The organism is Pararoseomonas baculiformis (assembly GCF_017813395.1).
Classification (GTDB): domain Bacteria; phylum Pseudomonadota; class Alphaproteobacteria; order Acetobacterales; family Acetobacteraceae; genus Roseomonas; species Roseomonas baculiformis.
Map to the genome: position 1 here is coordinate 1 of NZ_JAGIZB010000012.1, position 21608 is coordinate 21608.

Annotated in this window: 22 protein-coding genes and 3 pseudogenes; 12 read left to right on the forward strand and 13 right to left on the reverse strand. The window is 67.1% G+C overall.

Going from position 1 to position 21608, the window contains the following annotated elements; genetic code table 11:
• Positions 1 to 163: 163 nt before the first annotated feature.
• The 3 genes and pseudogenes from J8J14_RS13490 to J8J14_RS13500 form a co-directional block, all read right to left on the reverse strand.
• Entirely contained in the window at positions 164 to 592 is a 429-nt protein-coding gene (locus tag J8J14_RS13490) for a YqaA family protein (protein ID WP_209380195.1), read from the reverse strand.
• Between the two features lie 12 nt (positions 593 to 604).
• Entirely contained in the window at positions 605 to 1828 is a 1224-nt protein-coding gene (locus tag J8J14_RS13495; protein WP_245215763.1) for a nickel/cobalt efflux transporter, read from the reverse strand.
• A pseudogene (locus J8J14_RS13500) lies at positions 1794 to 2039 on the reverse strand (metal-sensing transcriptional repressor); the annotation flags it as partial. The gene J8J14_RS13495 and the pseudogene J8J14_RS13500, both read right to left, overlap by 35 nt.
• A 2-nt stretch (positions 2040 to 2041) precedes the next feature.
• On the opposite strand from J8J14_RS13500, the pseudogene J8J14_RS13505 reads away from it, so the two are divergent.
• The 4 genes and pseudogenes from J8J14_RS13505 to J8J14_RS13520 all read left to right on the forward strand — a co-directional run.
• A pseudogene (locus J8J14_RS13505) lies at positions 2042 to 2501 on the forward strand (transposase); the annotation flags it as partial.
• Position 2502: 1 nt separating this feature from the next.
• Positions 2503 to 2763, forward strand: a pseudogene (locus J8J14_RS13510) (transposase); the annotation flags it as partial.
• Between the two features lie 718 nt (positions 2764 to 3481).
• Positions 3482 to 3781 (forward strand): hypothetical protein, encoded by a 300-nt coding sequence (locus J8J14_RS13515; RefSeq protein WP_209380059.1) that lies wholly within the window; start codon positions 3482 to 3484, stop codon positions 3779 to 3781.
• Between the two features lie 439 nt (positions 3782 to 4220).
• Positions 4221 to 4478: a DUF6894 family protein gene (locus tag J8J14_RS13520; protein ID WP_209380060.1), complete on the forward strand. Its 258-nt coding sequence runs from the start codon at positions 4221 to 4223 to the stop codon at positions 4476 to 4478.
• 131 nt (positions 4479 to 4609) lie between these two features.
• Here the strand turns inward: J8J14_RS13520 and J8J14_RS13525 are convergent, their stop codons facing one another.
• Positions 4610 to 5008, reverse strand: a complete 399-nt coding sequence (locus tag J8J14_RS13525; RefSeq protein ID WP_209380061.1) for a hypothetical protein — start codon at positions 5006 to 5008, stop codon at positions 4610 to 4612.
• Between the two features lie 14 nt (positions 5009 to 5022).
• A complete protein-coding gene (locus J8J14_RS13530) occupies positions 5023 to 5442 on the reverse strand; it encodes a cupin domain-containing protein (RefSeq protein WP_209380062.1) in 420 nt (139 codons plus the stop codon).
• Between the two features lie 118 nt (positions 5443 to 5560).
• Between J8J14_RS13530 and J8J14_RS13535 the strand changes: the two genes are divergently transcribed.
• Positions 5561 to 5998: a MarR family winged helix-turn-helix transcriptional regulator gene (locus J8J14_RS13535; RefSeq protein ID WP_209380063.1), complete on the forward strand. Its 438-nt coding sequence runs from the start codon at positions 5561 to 5563 to the stop codon at positions 5996 to 5998.
• Positions 5999 to 6390: 392 nt separating this feature from the next.
• Here J8J14_RS13535 and J8J14_RS13540 read toward each other — a convergent pair whose 3' ends face one another.
• Complete coding sequence (locus tag J8J14_RS13540; RefSeq protein ID WP_209380064.1) at positions 6391 to 7323, reverse strand: LysR family transcriptional regulator; 933 nt, start codon at positions 7321 to 7323, stop codon at positions 6391 to 6393.
• Positions 7324 to 7435: 112 nt separating this feature from the next.
• On the opposite strand from J8J14_RS13540, the gene J8J14_RS13545 reads away from it, so the two are divergent.
• The 5 genes from J8J14_RS13545 to J8J14_RS13565 all read left to right on the forward strand — a co-directional run bounded on the left by J8J14_RS13545 (position 7436) and on the right by J8J14_RS13565 (position 12511).
• Positions 7436 to 8581, forward strand: coding sequence for a mandelate racemase/muconate lactonizing enzyme family protein (locus J8J14_RS13545; protein ID WP_209380065.1), 1146 nt, complete (start codon positions 7436 to 7438; stop codon positions 8579 to 8581).
• A 39-nt stretch (positions 8582 to 8620) separates the two neighbouring features.
• A complete protein-coding gene (locus J8J14_RS13550) occupies positions 8621 to 9607 on the forward strand; it encodes a Bug family tripartite tricarboxylate transporter substrate binding protein (RefSeq protein WP_209380066.1) in 987 nt (328 codons plus the stop codon).
• 7 nt (positions 9608 to 9614) lie between these two features.
• Entirely contained in the window at positions 9615 to 10277 is a 663-nt protein-coding gene (locus tag J8J14_RS13555) for an HD domain-containing protein (RefSeq protein WP_209380067.1), read from the forward strand.
• Between the two features lie 32 nt (positions 10278 to 10309).
• Positions 10310 to 11278, forward strand: a complete 969-nt coding sequence (locus J8J14_RS13560; protein ID WP_209380068.1) for a Bug family tripartite tricarboxylate transporter substrate binding protein — start codon at positions 10310 to 10312, stop codon at positions 11276 to 11278.
• A gap of 396 nt (positions 11279 to 11674) precedes the next feature.
• On the forward strand, positions 11675 to 12511 hold the full coding sequence (locus J8J14_RS13565; RefSeq protein WP_209380069.1) for a nitroreductase family protein: 837 nt from the start codon (positions 11675 to 11677) through the stop codon (positions 12509 to 12511).
• A gap of 409 nt (positions 12512 to 12920) precedes the next feature.
• Here the strand turns inward: J8J14_RS13565 and J8J14_RS13570 are convergent, their stop codons facing one another.
• From J8J14_RS13570 to J8J14_RS13600, 7 genes are all read right to left on the reverse strand, one after another.
• Positions 12921 to 13892 carry a Bug family tripartite tricarboxylate transporter substrate binding protein gene (locus tag J8J14_RS13570; RefSeq protein WP_209380070.1) on the reverse strand — a complete coding sequence of 324 codons (972 nt, stop codon included), beginning with the start codon at positions 13890 to 13892 and terminating at the stop codon, positions 12921 to 12923.
• Positions 13889 to 14611, reverse strand: a complete 723-nt coding sequence (locus J8J14_RS13575) for a PIG-L deacetylase family protein (protein ID WP_209380071.1) — start codon at positions 14609 to 14611, stop codon at positions 13889 to 13891. Before J8J14_RS13575 ends, J8J14_RS13570 begins: the two co-directional genes overlap by 4 nt.
• Before the next feature lie 26 nt (positions 14612 to 14637).
• Complete coding sequence (locus tag J8J14_RS13580; protein ID WP_245215764.1) at positions 14638 to 15681, reverse strand: amidohydrolase family protein; 1044 nt, start codon at positions 15679 to 15681, stop codon at positions 14638 to 14640.
• Positions 15682 to 15685: 4 nt separating this feature from the next.
• Positions 15686 to 16666 (reverse strand): Bug family tripartite tricarboxylate transporter substrate binding protein, encoded by a 981-nt coding sequence (locus J8J14_RS13585; protein ID WP_209380072.1) that lies wholly within the window; start codon positions 16664 to 16666, stop codon positions 15686 to 15688.
• Positions 16654 to 17634 (reverse strand): Bug family tripartite tricarboxylate transporter substrate binding protein, encoded by a 981-nt coding sequence (locus J8J14_RS13590; RefSeq protein WP_209380073.1) that lies wholly within the window; start codon positions 17632 to 17634, stop codon positions 16654 to 16656. Before J8J14_RS13590 ends, J8J14_RS13585 begins: the two co-directional genes overlap by 13 nt.
• A gap of 147 nt (positions 17635 to 17781) precedes the next feature.
• Positions 17782 to 18798: a hydroxyacid dehydrogenase gene (locus J8J14_RS13595; protein ID WP_209380074.1), complete on the reverse strand. Its 1017-nt coding sequence runs from the start codon at positions 18796 to 18798 to the stop codon at positions 17782 to 17784.
• A gap of 65 nt (positions 18799 to 18863) precedes the next feature.
• Positions 18864 to 19544, reverse strand: a complete 681-nt coding sequence (locus J8J14_RS13600) for an RraA family protein (RefSeq protein WP_209380075.1) — start codon at positions 19542 to 19544, stop codon at positions 18864 to 18866.
• Positions 19545 to 19672: 128 nt separating this feature from the next.
• Here J8J14_RS13600 and J8J14_RS13605 point away from each other — a divergent pair, with 128 nt between their 5' ends.
• Positions 19673 to 20671 carry a Bug family tripartite tricarboxylate transporter substrate binding protein gene (locus J8J14_RS13605; RefSeq protein ID WP_209380076.1) on the forward strand — a complete coding sequence of 333 codons (999 nt, stop codon included), beginning with the start codon at positions 19673 to 19675 and terminating at the stop codon, positions 20669 to 20671.
• A gap of 10 nt (positions 20672 to 20681) precedes the next feature.
• The gene (locus J8J14_RS13610) at positions 20682 to 21605 is read left to right on the forward strand and encodes an SMP-30/gluconolactonase/LRE family protein (RefSeq protein WP_209380077.1); all 924 of its coding nucleotides are present in this window, start codon (positions 20682 to 20684) and stop codon (positions 21603 to 21605) included.
• Positions 21606 to 21608: the final 3 nt, after the last annotated feature.

The window sequence follows — 21608 nt, forward strand, 5'->3', positions numbered from 1 at the left end:
GCGCGTCCTCTCCCCTCGGTTTGGGATTGCGGACGCGATACTTCAGCCGAAGCCTCACGGGGCAATCGCGGTTCCCCTTGAGGCGACGGTGGCCCTCTCCTGCTGGGAGTGTCAAGCGGCAGAAGACGCCGGGCGCACGGGGGGCGTCGCCGCCGAGAGGGCGTCAGGCGAGCCGCAGCGTGACGAAGGCCAGCACGACGTAGCGGCCCGCCTTGCCGAGCGCGACCAGCACGAGAAAGCGCCAGAACGGCACCCGCAGCACTCCGGCGACCACCGTCAGGGCGTCGCCGCCGAGTGGGAGCCAGGACAGCAGCAGGGACCACATCCCGAAGCGGTTGAACCACCTCTGGGCCCGGTCGAGGGCCTTATCGGGGACGGGGAACCATCGCCTGCCCCGGAAGCGCTCGATGTATAGCCCGAGCAGCCAGTTCAGGACTGCGCCGCCGACGTTTCCAACGCTCGCCACCAGGACAAGGAGCGTCGGAGAGAACTCGCCTATGAGGAGCAGCCCGACCAGGACGGCCTCGGACTGCGCCGGGAGCAGGGTCGCCGCGACGAATGCCGCAGCGAACAGCCCTGTAGGCGGCGAGATCGGTCCCGGCCATCAGGCCGCGAGCTGCTGGACCGCTTGGTAGGCGATGTAGAGGCCGAGGAGGATGATGACCGCTCCCGAGGCGTAGGGCGCCTTCCGGAACAGCTCGTCGATGCCCGACCAGCGCCGCGACAGCTGCCGCATGCCGAGGGCGGCCACCGCACCGACCGTCACCATGGTGATGGCGAGGCCGATGCTGAAGCAGAGCACCAGCACCAGGGCCAGCGAGATCTCCTGGAACTGGAGGCAAATCAGCAGGACGGTGATGGCGGCGGGGCACGGGATGAGGCCACCGGTCAGGCCGAAGAGCACGATCTGCCCTGTCGTCGCCTGCCGGTTGGCGAACTTCTGCTGGATCTCCCGGGCATGGGCCCGTTCGTGGGCGTCCTGGTAGCCGTCCGAGCCGACGTCCAGGCCCCGGAGCTCCTCATGACCGTGGTCGTAGTGGTCATGGCCATGCTCCGTGAAGCGGAGCTCGTAGTCGTGCGAGTGACCGCCGTGGGACAGCACCAGCCTCGCGGTGAACTCGTGCGGCTCAGGGATCTCGGTGGTGCTCTCGAGGAGGCCATCCCGCTCGACGAACCCGAAGATCCCGCGGCTGCCGTCCGCCCGGAACGCCTCCAGGGCGACGTCGCCCGGTGCCCAACCGTGGCCGCTCAGCGTCCGCAGGCGCCAGCGGGGCGGCACCCCGTCCTCGAAGATTTCGAGGGAAAGGACGCCATGCCCCGTGTCGATCCGCCGGGCATCGCCGTTGTGGTGATGGTCATGTCCGTGGTCGTGTGGATGCCCACGGTCGTGACCGTGCGCTGCGTGGCTATGGCCACTGGCGAGGCTCCGCATCTGCTGCTGCTCGCGCCAGGTTCGCCAGATCATCCAGAGGGCCAGCAGGATGATCGCGACGGCGGAGGCGAGCTGGAACCAGGGCTCGGAGGCGTCGGCGTCGTAGCCCCGCCAGAGATACATACCGCCCAGCCCGATGGCCCAGACCACGGCCGTATGGGAGGCGGTGGCAGCCAGCCCGAGCAGCACCGCCTGCCAGACGGTTCCCCGGACCGCCACGATGAAGGCAGCCATCATCGTCTTGGAATGTCCGGGCTCCAGGCCGTGGAGCGCCCCGAGCAGGATGGCGGAGGGGATGAAGAGCCAAGCGTGGGCGGCGCCCTGCTGGATCAGGTCCTGGAACGAGGTTATCGAGGCCGCCTCAGAGATACTTCGTGATGGCTTTGATCTCGTCAATCGGGCCGCGCTTCGCTTTGGGCACGGCCCCGACGACGTGGTCCAGGCAGTGGTCGAGGTGGTCGTGGATGCGCGTCCGCTTGGCGTTGGCAACGTCCGTTTCCACGGCCTGGAGCTGCTGCGCGATCTCCAGGCAGGGGCGTCCGGCCTCGATCATCTCCACTACCGAGCGCAGGTGCCCCTCCGCCCGCTTAAGGCGCTTCACGATCTCCGCCGGTGGTCGAGGCGCTGCAGGCCGTGCGCGGCGTCTCCCTGATCGTTGACTCGGCGCTGGTGGCCGAGGTCGGCGACTTCAGACGGTTCGACAACCCGCGCCAGCTGATGGCCTATCTCGGCCTCGTCCCCTCGGAGCATTCCAGCGGGGCCAAGCGCCGCCAGGGTGCGAGCACCAAGGCCGGCAAGCCCGCTCGCGCGCCGCATGCTCGTCAAGGGCGCCTGGACCTATCGCCTGCCGGCCCGGGTGTCAGCGCAGATGCGGCCTCGCTTGGCCGGATTGCCACGGGAGGTGCGCGACACTGCCTGGAAGGCACATGTGCGCCTCTGCGCCCGGTACCGCCGCCTGCAGGCCGACGGCAAGCGGCCGCAGGTTGTCGTGACGGCCATCGCGCGTGAAATGGTCGGCTTTACCTGGGCAATTGGTCGCATGGTGATGCCAGCGGGCGTCGCATTCTGATCCTCACGGTGAGCGCAAGGCTCCCCGCCGCATCACCGAGCTCTGGCGCCTCGCCATGCAGGCCAGGCTCGACACCCCCGATGCCAAAGCCCGCTACGCCCACCGCAAGCAGACCGTCGAACCCGTCTTCGGCATCATCAAATCCGCCCTCGGCTTCACCCGCTTCCACCTCCGCGGCCTCGCCAAAGTAACAGCCGGGTGGAACCTGATCGCGCTGGCCTACAACTGCCGCAGGCTGCACCGCCCGCGGCTGGCCACCTGATCCACCACCTAACTATCCCGCTGGCAGCTAAACCAAACCCGACAGGCTGCTAGGGGACGGGTGTCGGGCACGCCTCCCCCAGCATCTCCCAGCGCATCAGTTCCGCCGCTCGTGAGCGGACATCGAAACCGCCTGCCTGAGCTTGCCCGCCACGACTCGGTCTGGCCGGGAACGGCGGGCAGGGCGGCAACAAGGGGAGAACGGCTGACCTTTGGTATCCGTGGGAACAGCGAGCCCCCCACTCCCAAGCGGACGCTCGTAGCTATGGCGCCGTCGGAACAACCCTTGGTATCGGGAAGGTCGTGCAGGCAAGATCACCGCACCAGCGCGGACGACCAAAGCAAGGGTGGAAATGGACAAGCCCGCTCCCGAACGTTCTTGGTGGACAACGCTCCCAGGTGTCCTCACCGGCTTGGCCGCTCTACTAACGGCAGTCACGGGTCTCTTTGCCCTCCTGTTGCCACTCTTCCACGAGCGCAGTGACCCAGGACCAATTGATCCAGCGCGTCGCGCCACAGCGCCCGCTGTCTTACCCGCGCCGGCCTCTCCCAAACCCCGGAATGCTCCCACGGTTGGTCAGGAGGCACTGCCCGCCCATGAAGAGCCGCGCCGCACACCGCCGTCGGGTCCCGCGAGTGCCGCCCAGGCGAACCAGCAGGCCAGGCTACCGCCGCTTGTCCTCGGCGAGCGCCTTGAAGCCGCAGGCACCGTTTTCGAAGTGCTGAACATCGAGAGCACCGCCCGCGGTAGCAACATGCGCGAGATCCGTTTGACGTTCCGGGTGACCGCAGGTCCGATGAAAATCGACCTGTCGCGCAGCAACGTGCGGATCCTCACTCTGGGTCGGGGCTACCAGCCCGTGGAGGGGCTGCCCGCCACCGCGATCCCCGCCGGAGCAGCCCGCCAGATCTGGGTTCGCTTCGAAATTGAGGAGCCGGTCCGCGACCCCATCCTGAGCTTGACGGACGACATGTTCACGCCGAGAGGCGAGGTCCGCCGCGCGCTGCCAAGCTATTGACGGGCATGTAAGGCTTCAAAGCATGCATGTGCTTACCACCACCGTCCTACGGAAGTCTGCGCGGCCGCGACACCCCGCTCTACCTTCGGGCACGTCGCATGCATCGGGACGATTGATTGTGGCAATCGCCTCGGCCGCACTCATCGCGCACGCTGGCCAAAAATTATCGTGCCTAGGTGCGTGCTGGAGCAGAGGGCCGGGTTGTGCCCGAAGCTCCTGATCTGCCGATTACTTCTGCCGCTCGTCCGAGCCGATCCAAACACCTGTAGTAACCGCTTGACCGCCAGTGGCGGCTCCAAAAACCGCACCCTCTCACAAGTTCCAGGCAAGCAGAGTAGATCCGCAACGTTTCATGAACCCCTCTCTTGTGGGTTGTGAAGTCGGGACCATCCCATCGTGCCTCATTCTGCGAGCTCGCCTCGAACGGAAAGCTGCAATCATGCCCCGATACGTCTTTCATGTTTTCGGCGGACAGCCGCCCCTCGACGATGAGGGACATGATCTGCCCAGCGATGATGTCACAAGAATCGAGGCCGTGCGGATGGCAGGCGAGATGCAAAAAGAGCAGCCATCGACGCTCCTGAACGTGGGTGGCCTGGTGGCCGACGTGCCGGATGAACGGGGCGTATGCCGGCTTGTTCTCGATATGAGGGCGATCGAGGGCATCACCTTGGAGCCTGCCGACGCAGCGGTTTAGGCTGATTCTGAAGGGAGAGGCCGTTGGCGGGGCCTTCCCTTTTCAGACTGGCGTTGCCCTGAGCTAGGGTAGCGGTAAGGCGGCTCAACCTTCCCCGAACTCCTGGCCCAACCCGTTCCCGGCCGGCGCTTTCAAGGTGCGCCAGATTCGCCGGCTTGATCGTGACGGAACGCCAGACGGAGCAGGCGCGCCAGGAACAGGAGGGCTCCGATGAACCAGATAACGCCAGCCACGATGGCTAAGCCCGGCTGATCATGCATCGCAGCAAGATAGATGCCCGGCGGTAGCGCAAAGGCCGAGCCTGTCGAGAGGACGAACTGCACCATGGCCAAGCGGCCTGCAGCGAGATCTGGCCAGGCACGGAAGGTCAGCCCCATCAGGGCGAGCGAGGTCCAGCCGACGAGGTTGGTGTGAGCATGCACGGGCGCGAGTTGGAAGTCATGCGCAATGCCCATACCGATGCCCAGAACCACGCCCACGACGAGGCAGGCTGAGGCCGAGGCAAGGAACAGTAGTGGGAGACGGGACATCCTGAAATCCTCCTCTACGCTGGGACGAGCCCGTGGCGGAGCATGATGTCCTGTGCCTTGGTTAGGTCAGGGCGGCCGGGCACGTTGACGACCTCCGCCATCTCCTCGAAATAGGCACGCCCGATAGTGCCCGGTGTGATCGCGACGAGAGCACGGGCCAGGGCATTATGCGGGTTCTCATGGTGATGCACGCTGCCGCGCGGAATGAACACCGTATCGCCAGCGGCCAGTTCCGTCTTCCGACCGTCAACCGTGACCGTCAGCACGCCCTCGAGACCATAGAGGAGCTCGTCGGCATCCCGATGAAAGTGGGGTGCGGGCACGCGTGCAGCCGGCGGCACGGTGAACTCGAAGACGGTGGCACCTGGCTCGTTCACCGTGAAACGCAGCTCCAACTGCCCGATCCGGACAATGTCGTTCGTGCTCGCTTCCATGACCCGCTCCCCTGTCGTAAAGTCGCTTTACATTTCGACCGTAAAGTGACTTTACGAATTGTCAACGACCAATCGCCTCCCCACGACCGGGCCAAGCGCTCCTCCTTTCTTCGGCGCCATGCTGCGCATCGTCTGGCAACATGTCCGCGGCCGAATGCTGCAGGCGATCCATGAAGCCGGTTTCACCGACTTCCAGGAAGCGCATTTCGCCGTCTTCTCCTATCCCCTTCCAGACGGGACAAAGCCGGCGGAACTGGCGCGGCAAAAGCGCATGTCGCGGCAGGCCATCAACTACCTGCTCACCCAGCTCGCGGAGTTGCAGTACATCGAGCGGCGCGCTTCAGAAGGGGATGAGCGGCGACTGGTTTATCTCAGCCCGCGCGGCTTGGAGGTCGCCCAGGTCATTTTCGGGTGCCTGCAGCAGCTTCATGCGGAATGGGCCCAGCATGTCGGGCCGGAGCGGTTCGGGGCGTTTGTCGACGTACTCAGGGAGCTGTCCACGAAGGCGCGGGAGGAAGCTCGAGACGAGCTGCCCGGAACCCTTCGGAACCGCTAGTCGCCCCTGCCCGGCACAGAATGGACCTGGCCGGCGACCCGCTCTGCTGGGCCTTGCGCGTTCCCTAGGTGACGCGCTTGGGCCGGGCATCTGCCGAAAGGGAGAAGGGGACGCGGCCCTAACGGTCACTTCTCTCTCCTGAACGGTCTCATGTGCTGCCTAGCTGGGCACGCGCTAAAAGCCATAGTCTGGCCGGAAGCCGCCATTCCAATTTTGAGCATATTTCGTCGTAGAGCAGACATTATGCGCTTCCACTCAATCGATGGTGTTCAAGAGCAGGAAGGTGCTGAGGCAGGCTGCCGTCTCCCCGGCACTCGCTTCGGATCTGTGGATCCGGGATCCTTCGACGAACTGGAAAGCTCTCGACGGAGCGGACAGAGAGGCGAGTAGGATCAGGTTCGGGTAGCGCGGGATCGGCTGCTCCGTTCAGAACGGGCGCCGCTTTCAACGTTGGTTTCTAGCGCGTTGATGAAGTCCTGCGCCAGCCGCGACGCCGGGCGCAGGCGCGCGGTCAGCAGGCGCGCGGTGCTGAGGAGCATGGGCTGGAAAGGTCGGCTGACCAGGTCCGTCGCCCGGGCGCCCATCAACCCAAAGCCGTCCATCAGCGCGACGCCTACCCCGGCCCGAGCCAGAGCACAGGCCGCATGGGTGTGTGTCACCTCAACGGCGATGCGGAAAGGAACGTTCCTCTCGGCAAAGGCGCGGGCCAGCTGCTCGCTCAGGACCAGATTGCGGCTCGGGCAGATCAGGGGATACTCGGCCAGGGCCTCGGGCCCGATGCTGCGCCGGCTGGCCAATGCATGATCGGGCGACATGACGCAGGCCAGGGCTGTGCTCTGCAGGTCCTGCACGACCACCGCCTCGTTGCCCACCGGCCCGATGATGAAGCCCAGCTCATCCCGGTGCGATGCGATACGCTGGATGATCTCGTGGGCGCTGAAGGTTTGAAGGGTGATGGCGCTCTCCGGCCGCTGGTCCCGGAAGCGGCGGATCGCCGCTGGAAGGATCGAGCTCGCCAGCGAGGGAATGGCCGCGATGGACAGGATACCCGTGCGCCCTTCCCTTAGTTCGTTCGACAGGCGCTGAACCAGTTCGATTGCGGCGAAGGCACCCAACGTCCCGGGAAACATGATCTGCGCCTCCGCCGTTGGCCGGAGGCGCCTGCGCTCCCGCACGAACAGGGGAAAGCCGAGGCGCGCCTCAGCCTTCTGCAGCATCCGCGTGACGGCTGGCTGGGAGATGTTCAGCGCCGCCGCAGCCGCGGTGACGCTACCGAGCTCCATCACGCGGCGGAAAACCTCCATCTCCCGCAGATCAAAGGTCATAACCATTGAACATGAACTCTGCGCATCTCGGTATTTGCGCACATCGGATCTCAGGCGGCAAACTCTGGTGGGCGGGCCGCTGAGAGCCTGCCCTGGGGCGGAGGAGCGTTGCGTGAAGGTCGTGGAGATTCGTGGCTACCTGCTGGGCTTCGCGCCCTCGCCGGCCATTGGCAACGCGACGCGCATGATCCGCCGGCGTGACTTCCTTCTGCTTGAGCTGGTGACCGACACCGGCGCGCGTGGCTGGGGAGAGGTCTTCGCCTCGCCAGCTGCCGCTGCGGCCCTGGTGCGCACTCGCCTTGCCCCAATCATCCTCGGCGCCTCGCCGCACCACCACGGCCGTCTTTACGACCGGATGCTCGGCACTCTCGGTTACGACCGGCGCGGGCCAGGGATGATGGCGATCTCGGCTGTGGACATGGCGCTGCACGACCTCGCTGCGCAGGACCGGGGCATCAGCGTGGCAGAGGCCCTCGGCGGCGCTCTTCGGACGCGGCTTCCGGCCTATGCCAGTGCTCCCTTCATCACGACCGATGCGGCCGAACCTTATGGCCACTACCAGACCGAGATCGATGGCATCCTTCGCCGCAACTTCCGCGCCCTGAAGCCACGGGCAGGGGTGTCGCCGCGGGCGGATGGCATCATGGCGATGGCGGTGCGCCGGCAGGTCGGGCCGGATATTTCGGTCATGGTCGACATCAACCAGGGCTACACGGCGCGAGCGGCCATAGAGTCGGCGCGCCACATGGAGGAGGCGGACCTTCTCTGGATCGAGGAGCCGGTCCAGCCGGAAGACGTGCCGGGTTACTCCATGGTGTCAGCTGCCGTGCCCACTGCCATTGCGGGAGGGGAGGCGCTCGGCAGCCTGGCGGCCTTCCGCGACTTTCTCGCCGCGGGTGCGATGTCCGTGCTGCAGCCCGATCTGACAGTCTGTGGCGGCTTCACGGGCTTCCTCCGCATCGCGGCACTGGCTGCCGCCTATGATCTGCCGGTCATGCCGCACGTTTTCGGCACGGTGGTGAACATGCGTGCCGCTCTCCAGGCGGCAGCCCTCGTCACGCCACGGCGCGGTGCGCCGGGCGAGTATCCCTGGATCGAGTGTGACGCATCGGCCAACCCCCTACTGGATCTGGCAGGAGCGCTTCCCGTGAGTGCTGATGGCACGATTGCCGTTCCTGACGCCCCTGGCACAGGGCTGGATCTGCAGAGCGAGCGTCTTGCTCCCTGGATCAGCGAGACCTGGCGGCTCGCGGCCTGAACGGTCCCCAGAACATCTGTCCCGGAAGGAGAAAACGACATGCAGAAGCTGACCCGTCGTGTGGCTCTTGGTGCAGTTGCCCTTGCCGGCCCTGTCCTGACGTTGCCCCGCAACGGCCGTGCGGCGACCTGGCCCGACCGCCCTGTAACCCTGGTCGTGCCATTTCCGCCGGGTGGCAGCAACGACGTGGTGACACGGTTGGTGGCCCAGCCGCTCTCCCAGGCGCTGGGGCAGCCTTTCGTCGTGGAAAACCGCCCCGGCGCGAACGGCAACATCGGGGCGGCTCAGGTCGCCCGGGCAGCGCCAGATGGCTACACGGTCCTGGTTTCGGGCAACGGCCAGAACGCGATGAACCACGGGCTGTACCGCAACATACCCTACGACTCCCGCACGGCTTTCGTGCATGTCGCCCAGCTCGCCTCCCTGCCGAACGCCCTCGTTGTCGCTGAGAGCTTCCCGGCCCGGACTCTCCAAGACCTGATCCGCATGGCGAAGGAAAAGCCGGGCGACATCACCTTCGCTAGTCCTGGCAGCGGCTCCTCCGGACACCTCGCCATGGCAATGCTGATGCGCGCAGCGGGGATCGAGATGCTGCACGTCCCCTACCGCGGCGCCGCACCTGCCATCACCGACGTGATCGCGGGGCAGGTGCCGGTCGTCATGATCAATGTGGACATTCCCCTGCCACATGTGCGCGCTGGCCGCCTGCGTGTGCTCGCCGTCACGAGCGAGGCGCGGAGCCCGCTCTACCCGGAGGCGCCGACGGTCGCGGAAAGCGGATTTCCCGGCTTCTCCGCGGTCGGATGGCTCGGTCTTTCTCTTCCCGCGGGCACGCCGCCGGACATCGTGACGCGCCTGCACGGCGCCTGCACCCGGGTATTACAGGATCCGCAGATCCGGGAGCGCTTTGCCGCCAGCGGCTACATCCCCGGTCAGGGCTCACCGGCCGACTACGCCCGTTTCGTTGATTCCGAGATCATTAAGTGGGGCGGCGTGACGCGCCAACTCAACATCGTGCTGGAGTAGGAGCGCCATGAACTTCATGGACCGCCGCCCACGGCGCGAGATCACCGATGCCTTGCGCGCCACGGTGCTGGAGGATCTCCCCGAACTGGCGGACGTCAAGCATGAAGAGCTGCGGCGCAAATGCGTGGAGGTCTGGTGCCTCGCCCTGGCGGAGAGCAGCTTCGCGCGTGTCTCCGACATCCCCGGCGAGTCCAACCCGGGCCAGTTCGCCCTGAAGCGCGGCGACCAGGCCACGCATCTGCGTGGCGTAACCCGCATCGCCCTTTCCATTGCCGACGAATTTGCAGCCATGGACCCCGCCGTGCGGATCGACCGCGACCTGGTGATCGCCGGGGGGCTGACACACGATGTTGGCAAGCCCTGGGAGTTCGACGAGGCCAATCGCGCGCGCTGGACGGGCGATCCCTCGGCCACGGGGCTGCCCTCCCTGCGGCATCCGGTCTACGGCGCGCATCTCTGCATCGCGGCGGGGCTGCCGGAAGAGCTGGCGCACATTGCCCTTGCCCACTCCTTCGAGGGTGAGCACCTGATCCGCAGCCTGGAATGCCTCATCGTGCAACGGGCGGACCACCTCTGGTGGTCGATCGCTGGCGGCTGCGGGCTGCTCCAGCCCTTGGCCGACCCCATCCTTGAGGCCCGGAAGATCGTGGCCCGTCCGATCCCCGACTGAACCGAGCCGGACGTCGAAGAAAGGAAGCCGACATGAGATCGGTCCATCGCCGCACTGCCCTGTTTCTCCCTGCTCTCCTCGCCGCCGCCCCTGCCCGTGCCGAATGGCCCGACCGGCCCGTCCGCGTCATCGTGCCTTTCGCGCCGGGTGGCAGTTCCGACCTCATCGCTCGGCTGATCGGGACGGAACTTCAGGCGCGGCTAGGCCAGCCCGTCGTGGTGGAGAATCGCGGTGGTGCCAACGGCGCCATCGGTATGGCGTCCGCGGCCCAGGCCCCCGCCGACGGATACACCCTGGTGGCCGGCCATATCGGGACTCACGCAATCACGCCGGCTATCATGCGTAGTCCCGGCTACGACACATTGCGCGACTTCACGACGATTGCGGTTCCTGCGACCTCCTCCTCCGTGCTGGTGGTACCGCAGGCCAGCCCGGTCCGGGACCTGAGAGGGCTGCTCGACCTCGCCCGCGCCAGGCCGGGCGCGCTGAGCTACGGCTCACCTGGAGTTGGCTCGCCTTCCCACGTCACAGTCGTCCTGCTCTCGAAAATGACGGGGATCAGCGCGCAGCATGTGCCATACCGCGGCGGCGGCCCGGCGGTGACTGATCTTGTTGCGGGCACTCTGGATTTCATGTTCGCCGGGCCGGCAGAAGTACTTGGGCAGATCCAATCTGGCCGGCTGCGTGCATTGGCCACTACCGGGGAGCGACGCTCCCCCGGCAGCCCGAACCTGCCAACGGTCGCGGAGGCGGGCGTCCCGGGCTTTCAGTTCACTGTCTGGCACGCCCTTTCCACGCGTGCGGGCACGCCGCCAGCGGTTCTCGATCGGTTGCGAGGAGAAGTCGCGGCCGTTCTCGGGAGCGAGGCAGTTCAAGCCCGCCTTCGCGACGTAGGCCTCGAACGTGGACCGCAAGATGCTCTGGCGGCCGAAGCCATGCTGCGGGCCGAGGTCAGGAGATGGGGCACGCTGGTTCATGAGGCCGGTATTCAGGCGGATTGAACCACTCACGTCAGGCGTGGCACTGGCATCGGAGAGTGACCGTCGATCCGGCAATTCGGAGTGAGGCGCTGCTTTGGGTCTGTGTCGTAGCTGTCGGGGCAGGTTTCCGGAAGTTGTTCATGATGTGACGACGAGCGGAAAAGCCGCTCAGGGTCGTGACTGGAGCCGGCCGTGTGGACGGCTCTCCGTTGGCAAGGGTTTCCTGGCGTCTGCCCTGAGCTGGTTGGTGCGGCCATGTGGCGGGCCTTTGATGCGGCCTCGCATGCACCGCTGGCCATGATGCCTTTCGCGAGGCCGTTGTCATCTAGAGGCCGTCGCGCTTCCCCTTATAATGCGTGGCCTTGAGGGCGTGGATGCGACCTCATTGGCTCGCCCACGGCCCTGAATTCGGAGGAGATGGTGTTGCTCGATCGTCTACTGGACATCGTCAAGGCCCGGTTCGGTTCCTCACCTGTGCTGAAGACAATGCCCGAGGGCATTGAGGTCCTGGCGGCGATGGCAAACCGCCGGGTCATGCGGCGATACACCGACAAGCCCGTCGATCCGGCGCTGCTGGAGACGCTCTGTGCCGTGGCGCTTGCGGCGCCATCGAAGTCGGACCTGCAGCAGGCGGATATCATCATAGTCTCAGACAAGGCCCAGCGGGACAGGCTGCACGGCCTCATTCCGGACAATCCGTGGATCCGGGAGGCGCCCGCGCTGCTGGTTTTCTGTGCCAACAACAGACGTCACCGCCTGATGTTCGAGTGGCGCCAGCAGCCATTCGTGAACGACCATCTGGACCCCTTCTTCAACGCTTCGGTGGATGCAGGCATCGTTCTGGCGACGTTCATCGCCGCAGCGGACAGGGTCGGCCTGGGGTCATGCCCGGTCAGCGCCATCCGCAACAGGGCAGCGGAGGTTTCCGACCTTCTGGGCTTGCCGGATCATGTCTTCCCGGTGGCGGGGCTGGGGGTGGGCTGGCCGTCCTTCGCAGGTGTTCTCAGCCCGCGCCTGGGTCTCGACGTCACTATCCACCACGACCGATACGATGAGAGCGGCCTCCAGGAAAAGATCGCCGCCTATGACAGGCGGCGCGCGGCCGTGCAGCCATACGCGACGCAGCGATACACGGACCGCTTCGGGCAGGCGGACGACTACGGATGGTCCGAGGACAAGGTCCGACAGTACTCGGTGCCGGAACGCGCCGATTTTGGCGCCTTCATACGTAAGAAGGGCTTCAACCCGGACTAGGATATCGGCTGCCGCAGCGGGATCATGCTTGGGGTGAGAGCTAATCCGCTCAACCTGCAGCAGGCAATGCGAAGCCTACGCCGCCAGCAATTGGCGAAGGCTCTCGGATTGGCAGCTCCGTCCCCAAAGTCCAGAGGGCCGATCTCCTTCTGCCACATCAGCCATAAGCCGCTTTGAAAGTCACATCCGCCCTCAGGTTTCTGAGGGCCCAAGAAGAGGCCGCTCCATTCGGGCCGAGGCACCTGCGGGGAGAGGGCGGGCTGCAACCCCACCGGCTATTTCCCCTTCCTGGAGAATCACAAAGCTGCCCGCCTGGGCTCGCGCCGGATGGCATGGTCTGGCCAAGTGCTGGACCGGTTCTCGTTGCCGCGAGGCCGTGCCGGCAAGAAGTCGGCACGGCCTCCTTCCGCTACTCGATAGTGATGTTCCTGCTGGTGATCAAACCGCGCCAGCGATCAGCCTCCTCTTTCATCAGCACCGTGAGCGCTTCGGGCGTGCTGGCCGAAAGCTCGATGCCCTGCGGCTCCATCCTCTGGCGGAAGCCTGGATCGGCCACCGCCGCATGAATCGCGGAGTTCAGACCGGCCACGGCGGCGGCCGGCGTACCAGCGGGCACGTAGAGGCCATACCAGGTGGTGTAGCGGAAGCCTGGTAGACCCTCACGCTCCAACACGGGCACACCTCTCACCCCCGCTGCATCTGTCGGCGCCGTGACGCCCAATGCGCGGAGCTGTCCCGCCTCTACCAGCGGCAGGAGCGAGGGAATGCTACTGAAGGCAGCGTGGACGCGCCCCGCCACCAGATCATTGATCAGCGCGCCAGTACCGCGATATGGAACATGCACACCCTCTATTCCGGCGATCGACTGAAACAACTCCGCGCCGAGATGAGCGAGTCCGCCAGTGCCCGCCGAGGCAAAGCTCATCTCTCCCTTATGGGCCTTCGCATAGGCGATGAACTCCTGAACGTTCCGTGCAGGAAGCGTGGCCGTCGACACCATGAGATGAGGGCTGGTGCAGACCAGGCTGACCGGGGCCAGGCCGGAAACATCAACGCGGCCAGGGCTTACGAGCGGCTGAAGGACCACATTTCCCGAGGCGGCGAGAAAGACGGTGTGCCCATCCGCCGGCGCGCGGGACACCGTGTTGATGGCAATGACCCCCGTTCCGCCGCTGATATTCTCGACTACAACGGATTGTCCGAGCGTGGCCTGCATCTGCTGCGCGAGATCGCGCGCCACCACGTCGGCAGGCCCGCCTGCTGCGAAGCCGACGACGAGACGGATCGGGCGGCTCGGCGCCCAGCCGGTCTGTGCCTTGGCTGAGGCAGCGGCTGTCGCGGGAATGGCGGAAAGGAGCGCCCTCCGGGAGAAACGGTTCATGCGGGGACTCCCAGCGGAAGGGTGGGCAGGATGATCGGGAAGATGGCCTGATAAGCTTCGCCCTGAAGGGTTGGACGCGCGCTACGGCGCCCCGCCTGGGCACCACGCTGGCGGGCTACACGGTCGTAGTAGTCCCACAGGTTGCGCTGCGTCGGCATGCAACGCATGGCGGCCTCCTTGGCGGGCCAGACCTCCGTGATGTCGATGATCACGTCGGGCGAGAAGCCGCAAAGCTCTGGCTGGTGTGGCTCGAAGCACATAACCTGTGCCGGGATCACATGGTTGCGCCCGCGCCCTGGCGCCTGCGCGATCATCCGGGCCTCAAGCACCATCTCATGAGTGCGAACATGGTCGAGGTTTGAGGGGTCGCGCTCTGGATGGGTGAGGATGAGGGAGGGACGCTCCTCCCGCAGGATCTCCGCAAGGCGGTAGGGGATCTCCGGGTCCTTGGGGAGAAGATAGTCACCGAGGTCCAGGATTCGGAGATCCTCGACGCCGAGTGCCTTGGCAGCCGCCTCGGCCTCCGCCTGGCGGGTGGCAACGACCGAGGCAGTATCGGCCATCTCATCCTGCCAGGCGAGGTTGGACTCGCCGTTCTCCCCACAACTCAGGCACACCACCGTCACGCCATGACCGGCGCGACGGTGCAGCGCGATGGCACCCCCGGCTCTCCATACGAAATCGCCCACATGAGCGGTGATGACGACGATCTCTGACATGGTGTCTCCTCAGCACATCGTTTGGTTCACGACGAGGACGGCAGCCGGTAGGTGTTGATCGCCGTGCCGCTGAACAGCGCGGTCCTCTCGTCGAGGGATGCCCGTGCGGCAAACCGCTTGAAGGCATTCCAGAGCACGGCGTAACCGTAGCTGCCCTTGTCAACGGGGAAGTTGCTCTCGAACATGCAGCGCCTGGCGCCGAAGGCCTCCACGCAGGTCTCCAGATAGGGGTGCCAAGTGGTGGCCAGCTGCTCCGAGGATGGCGGCAGCTCCTGCCGCTCGAAGCCGAAGCCGTTCACCGCCATGCCAAGGCCGCCAAGCTTCACCACGACGTTCGAGCATCCCGCCAGCAGGCGCATGCGTCTGCTCCAATCGGCGAGAACCTCGGGGCGTCGCCCCCGGTAGGGGCCCGCCCCGAGCGGTCCCCCGCAATGGTCCAGCACCAGTGTCAAGCCGGGCAGCGCGCGGGCCAGGTCCAGCACCTCGTCAAGTTGGGTATGATAGGCCCAAATATCGAGTGACAGACCGTGCTCCTCCAGCCGCGCGGCGCCGTGGCGGAAGGCGGGCTCGGAGAGCAGGCCCGGCCGGGGCGGCACCGGGTTGCTGTTGATCTCCGGCGCCACGTGCCAAGCCGTCTGGTTCCGCACGCCGCGGAAACGGTCGCCTGCGGCGCGGATGTGCCGCTCCAGCAGGGGAACGACGCCGTCGCCCAGCATCAGGTCCACCATGCCGACGATCCCAGAGCAGGCGCGGGTCGGGCCGTAGAGGCCGCTCGCGCTACACGCCGCGGCGCCATTCGCGAACTCCGTCTCGCCGAGGCTGCGGAGCTCCTCAGGTCCATCGGCACGATACATGGAGCGTGCCTGGACATAGACCGTCGCCCGCACGTCGTGCCCGCTGCCTGTGTCGTACAACAACTCGTCCAGCAGGTAGCGCGCGCCGGGCCGGTCCCAGAGGTGGTGGTGCGCGTCCACGATCGGCAGGCCGGGATCGAGGATCTCCTCCCGGAGCTGCCCCAGCCAGTCCTCCCGTACCGGCAGGTGCGGCGAGGAGGGCCCTGAGCCTGCCATCATGCTACTCCAGCCGGATCCCGGCCTCGCGCACGAAGCCCTGCCAGCGTCGGCTCTGTGCGGCGAAGAAGGCTGCGAACTCATCGGGTGTGTTGCGCTCGGCCTGGAGGTCCTGGCTGCGGAGCTTCTCGGCGACATCCGGCCGGTCGAGCGCATCGTTCAGCAGCGCGTTGAGACGCGCCACCACCGCCGGGGACGTACCCCTCGGCAGGAAAACGCCGTTCCACTCATAGGTCTCGAAGCCGGGGAGCAGGTCCGAGAGCGGCGGCACATCCGGCAGGGCGGTGAGCCGTCCCCGGCCGGTATGGGCCAACGCGCGGAGCTTGCCCTCCTTGACGAAACCCACTGGTGCATTGGCGTTGCCGAAGTAGAGGTCCACCGTCCCGGTCATCAGGTCGGTGTAGATGGGCGCGCCGCCGCGATAAGGTACATGGGTGACCGGCGCGCCCGTCTGCCGCGCGAAAAGCTCCATGGCGAGGTGCTGGATGGAACCGATGCCAGCCGAGGCGCCGTTGATGCCTCGCTTCTCCTTGGCGTATGCAACCAGCTCAGTGGGCGTCCGGACCGGAAGGCTGGCGGGCACCAGCACGAGTTGCGGCACGGTGATGGTGCGGAAGACCGGGATGAAATCCTTCCCGGCATCGTAGGGCAGGTTGTTGAAGAGCGCCCCCTCCACCGAGAGACCGGTCGATCCGTGCAGGAGCGTGTAGCCGTCAGGCGCCGCTTGCGCGAAGGCGGCCGCGCCGATCGTGCCCGTGGCACCCGGGCGGTTCTCGATCACGAAGGGCTTGCCGGTCTCTTGCGAGAGAGCGTTGAAGAAGAGACGCCCGACGATGTCGGCCGTGCCGCCGGGCGGCCAGGGCAGAATGACGCGCACGGGTCGCTCGGGCCAGGTACCGCCCTGCGCGCGCGCGATGCGGCTGGAGAGGGCCAACGCCGGGGCTGCGAGCAGCAGGGCCCGGCGGGAAGAGGTCAGCGTTGCCACGGGGTCGTCTCCCAGATCTGGCGGTAGCGGGCTTCCTGGGCCGGCATCTGCGCCTCCCATTCTTCGCCCGGCAGGTAAGCCATGGGAAGCTCGAGCTGCCGGGCCTTCTCCGCCCATTCCGGTTTCGCGACCACGCGGGCAACCGCTTCCTGCAGTCGCAGGGCAACCTCGTCCGGCACGCCGCGCGGCGCGCCAAGGCCGCGCTCGCTCGTCATCAGCACGTCGTAGCCGAGCTCCCGGAAAGTCGGGACATCGGGCATCAGGCTCCACCGATGCGTGCCCATGCCGGCCAGCGGCCGCAGCAGTGGGGTTTGCTGGCCAAGCATGCCGATTTCGCCGAGATTCAGCCCGGCAACATCGATCTGCTTCGCCAGCACGGCGTTCTTGACGAGCCCCGCGCCGGCGAAGGGGGCATGGATGAACTCCGTGCCGGTGGCTGCCTGGAACAGGGTGAGCCCGAGATGGTCATCGGTCCCGACGCCGGACGAGCCCACGCTGATCTCGCCCGGGCGCCGCCGCGCGTCCGCCACGAGGTCCGCGAGCGTCTTGTACGGGGAGTCGCGATGAACGACGAAGGCTGTCGGGTCGTCCACCAGCCGGGCGATGGCCCGGATCTTTGTCCGGTCGTAGCGCACGCGCCGCTCGATCGGGACGGAGAGATAGCCCGGCGTGTTCAGTCCGCCAATGGTGTAGCCATCCGGCCGCGCCGCCTGGAGCGCGGCATAGGCGGTCTCCCCACCCGCGCCGGGCCGGTTGCTGATGACGAAGTTGGAGCCGGGCAACTCAGCGGCCATGAACTGCGCCAGCGCGCGCAGCATGACGTCCGTACCCCCGCCCGGCGCGAATCCGACCAGGATCTCGATCGGTCGTCCTGCGGGCCAGGCGGATTGCCCAAGGGCGGGACGGGCAAGCGGCGCGGTCGCCAGGCCGGCGCCGCCCGCCAGGAAGCAACGGCGCCCAAGTCTCATGTCTCGCATGCTTTCTTGTTCCTCCTCGTCTTGAAGCTGTGCGGCGCGCAGCCGCGCCGCCGGCACGCCTGTGAACCCGGTCGCCCGCAGTACTTTCAGGAAGGCGCGGCGAGGATGCTCGGCATGATGGTCGCTCCTCCCGCCCCGTCAGACCGCCCGGTCGAGATGGGCAGGCAGGCTGCCTGGAACGACCACGGCGCCTTCCAGCGCTGGCAGTCGCTTCGCGAGCACCGCGATGATGCTCTCCGCCGCGCCGCAGGCCATGCCGGTTGCGCCGCGCGGCGTGTTGGCGGCCAGGTGCGGGGTGGCGACGACGCGCGGGTGGGTGCGGAATGGGCTGTCAGCCTCCAGCGGCTCCTGCACGAAGACGTCCACGCCCGCCCAGCTCAGCTGGCCAGAGTCGAGGGCGGCGAGCAGCGCGCCCTGGTCCACGATGCCGCCGCGTGCGGTGTGGACGAGAATGGCGCCGCGCGGCAGCAGCGCCAGTTCATCCCTGCCGATGAGGCCGCGGGTCTCGGCCTCCAATGGGCAGTGCAGGGACAGCACCTCGGACTGGCGCAGCAGCCCGGGCAGGGTCTCCACCCGCTCAGCCGGGCCAGAGAGCGGTCCCGCGGGCAGCAAGGGGTCATAGGCCAGCACGCGCATCCCGAAGGCAGCGGCCATGCGCGCGACCTTGGAGCCAATCGCCCCGTAGCCGACGATGCCGAGCGTCATGCCATCGATGTCGCGCGTCATGCGGGAGGTTTTCTCCCAGAGCCCCTCGCGCATGCCGGAGGTGACGGAGGGCAGGTCTTTCAGCATGGTCAGCATCAGCGCCATGGCATGCTCGGCCACCGAGCGGGAGTTGGCACCGGCTGCGCGCGTCACTGTCAGGTTGCGAGCACGAGCGGCGGGGATGTCGATGCCGTCGATGCCGGCGCCGTGACGTGCAACGACCCGCAATCCGGGCGCGGCGGCGTCCATCACCGCTCCATTGATGATGCCCTGGCGGTGCAGGATGGCCACCGGCCGGTGCTCGCGGATGGCGGCCAGGAGCTCCTGCTCGCCCGGATAGCCGGAGGTGCAGCGCACGGCAAAGCCCGCTGCATCCAGCATCGTGACTGCCTCAGGGGCCAGCTTGGCGGCCGAAACGAGGACGGTTGGGCGCGGGGCGGTGTCGGTCATGAGGCGATCCCAGGAGAGGTCTCGGTAGGCAGGGGCAGAGGGTTCTGCGTGCGCGCGGAGCAGCCCTAGTCGAGCCCTTCGCAGCCCAGCTTGCGGAGCGAGGCATCGACCCAGGACGCGTCATGTGTGCCGGACGCGATATTGGCCATCTGCCTCTCCTCCGCGGCCTGCTTCGCGCTCGCCGCGGCGTGGATGGCCTCCGCCTCTCCGAAGGGCACGCAGAGCAGGCCGTCATCGTCGCCGAGGACAAGGTCTCCCGGCGAGATCACCATGCCGTCGATGGCGACCGGCACGTTGATCTCGCCCGGCCCGTCCTTGTACGGGCCGCGATGCGTCACGCCGGCGGCGAAGACCGGGAAGTCCTGCGCGCGAATGGCGGCGCTGTCGCGGATCGCGCCGTTGATGACGATGCCGGCGAGGCCACGCCTCACCATCTGCGCCAGCATCAGCTCGCCGATCAGGGCATTCGTCAGGTCGCCCCCCGCATCCACCACGATCACGTCACCGGGCTGCGCGAGGGCGATGGCCTTGTGGATCATCAGGTTGTCGCCGGGGCGTGTCTTCACGGTCAGGGCGGGGCCGGCGAGCACGGCGCCAGGTGCCTGCATCGGCCGCAGGCGCGCACCGCCAGCCGTCATGCGGGACATCACGTCGCTCACGTTGGCAACGGGAAGGCTGCGGAAGCGCGTCACCAAGCCCGCATCCACGTGTCGGCTGCGCTGATGAATACGGAAGCCGATCGCCATGGCTGCCCTCCCGGGGACGGGCGCCGTTCCGCGCCGATTTGTTGACACCGCCGCGCAGCCAGTGCGAGAAGCACCCGAAGAAAACGCAACGCCGTTTCGAAATAGCCGAGTGGGAAGAGGAAGCGCAAGTGATCAATCAGCATCCCCGCCACATCGCCCGCCGCAGCCTCATCCGGGCGGGGCTCGCAGCGCCGCTCGCCGGATTGGCGCGCCCGGCGCTCGCGCAGGGGGAATACCCGTCCCGTGCCGTGCGGGTGATCGTGCCCTGGGCACCGGGCGGGGCGGTGGACACGCTGGCTCGCCGCCTCGGCCAGAAGCTGGCGGACGAGCTGGGCCAGAGCTTTGTGATCGAGAATAAATCAGGCGCCACCGGCACGATCGGCGCCGCGGAGGCCGCGCGCAGTGCACCCGATGGCTACACGCTGCTGGCGATGGACAACACCTACGCCATGCTGCCCTATCTCTTCAGTCGCCTGCCCTTCGATCACGCGACGGCGTTCCAGCCCATCACCGTCACCGCCTTCTCCCCAATCCTCATCGCGGTGGGCGAGAAATCGCCGTATCGCGACCTCGCATCCCTCATCGCGGCGGCGAAAAAGGATCCGGAGAAGCTGACCTATGGCACGGGCGGCATGGGCAGCGCTCCGCATTTTGCTACGCTTGCCTTCGAGCGCGCGGCGGGGGTGAAGCTCTACCACGTGCCCTTTCGCGGGGCCGGCGAGGCGGTGATCGGCGTCCTCTCGGGCAATGTGGACCTCGTGATGCTCTCGCCCGGCTCGGCGCTCGGCAATATTCGTGGGGGCCAGCTCCGCGCGCTCGCAATCAGCGGAGACCGCCGCGTGGCGGCGCTGCCGGACGTACCTACCTTCAGCGAGGCCGGACTGCCGGGCTTCGGGGTCGTCAACTGGTCCGGGCTTGCTGCCCCGAAGGGCACGCCCGAGGCGATCATGCAGCGGCTGCACCAGGCGGCCGCTCGCGCCCTGGCGGCGCCGGACATGAAGGCCTTCATCGCCGACCTCGGCTCGGAGCCCGGCGGCATCACCCCCGCCGCCTTCTCGCAGCTGCTGATCGAGGAGGCCGCCCGCTGGCGCGAGGTCGCGGCCTCGGGCGGCATCGAGCGGCAGTAGGCCTGCCCGGATGAGCTTCTTTGCCCCACCGCCCCGGATCGAGACCGAGGTCTTCACCCGCCTTCCCGAGCGGTTCCGCAGCGCGCGCCGCTCGGCCTGGGCCGATGCCAACCGCGCCGGACGCCCGGTGGACAGCTTCCTGGAAGGGCCTTCCTTCGACCGTCAGGGCCGCCTCTACGTTACCGATATCCCCTTCGGGCGCGTCTTCCGCATTTCGCCCGAGGGAGAATGGGAGCAGGTGGCCGAGTATGATGGCTGGCCGAACGGCCTGAAGATCCACCGGGACGGGCGGATTTTCATCACCGACTACAAGCGCGGGATTATGCTGCTGGATCCGGACAGCGGGCGGGTCACGCCCTTCCTGGAGACGGCGCGGTCCGAGAGCTTCAAGGGCGTCAACGACCTCGTCTTCGGGCCGGCGGGCGACCTGTACTTTACTGACCAGGGGCAGACCGGGCTGCAGGACCCGACGGGGCGGGTGTACCGCCTGGATACGGAAGGCCGCCTCGACCTCCTGATCGACACGGTGCCCAGCCCCAACGGCATCGTGGTGGCCCCGGACGCCTCCTTTCTGCTGGTGGCCGTCACCCGTGCCAACCAGATCTGGCGCCTGCCGCTACATGCCGACGGCAGCGTCACGAAGGCCAGCATCTTCTGCCATCTCCATGGCGGGCCCAGCGGGCCGGACGGGCTGGCGCTGGATGCCGAGGGGGGCCTGCTGGTGGCCCATGCCGGTTTCGGGACCGTCTGGCGTCTCTCCTCCCGGGCTGAACCCCTTGCGCGCATCGCCTCCTGTGCCGGGTGGTCCACCACCAATCTTGCCTTCGGAGGGCCGGGTGGGCGGAGCCTCTTCGTCACCGAGTCCGAGACGGGGGTCATTCTGAGGGCGGGCCTGGAAGTACCAGGCCTCCCGCTCTTCTCCCACGCTGCGTGACCG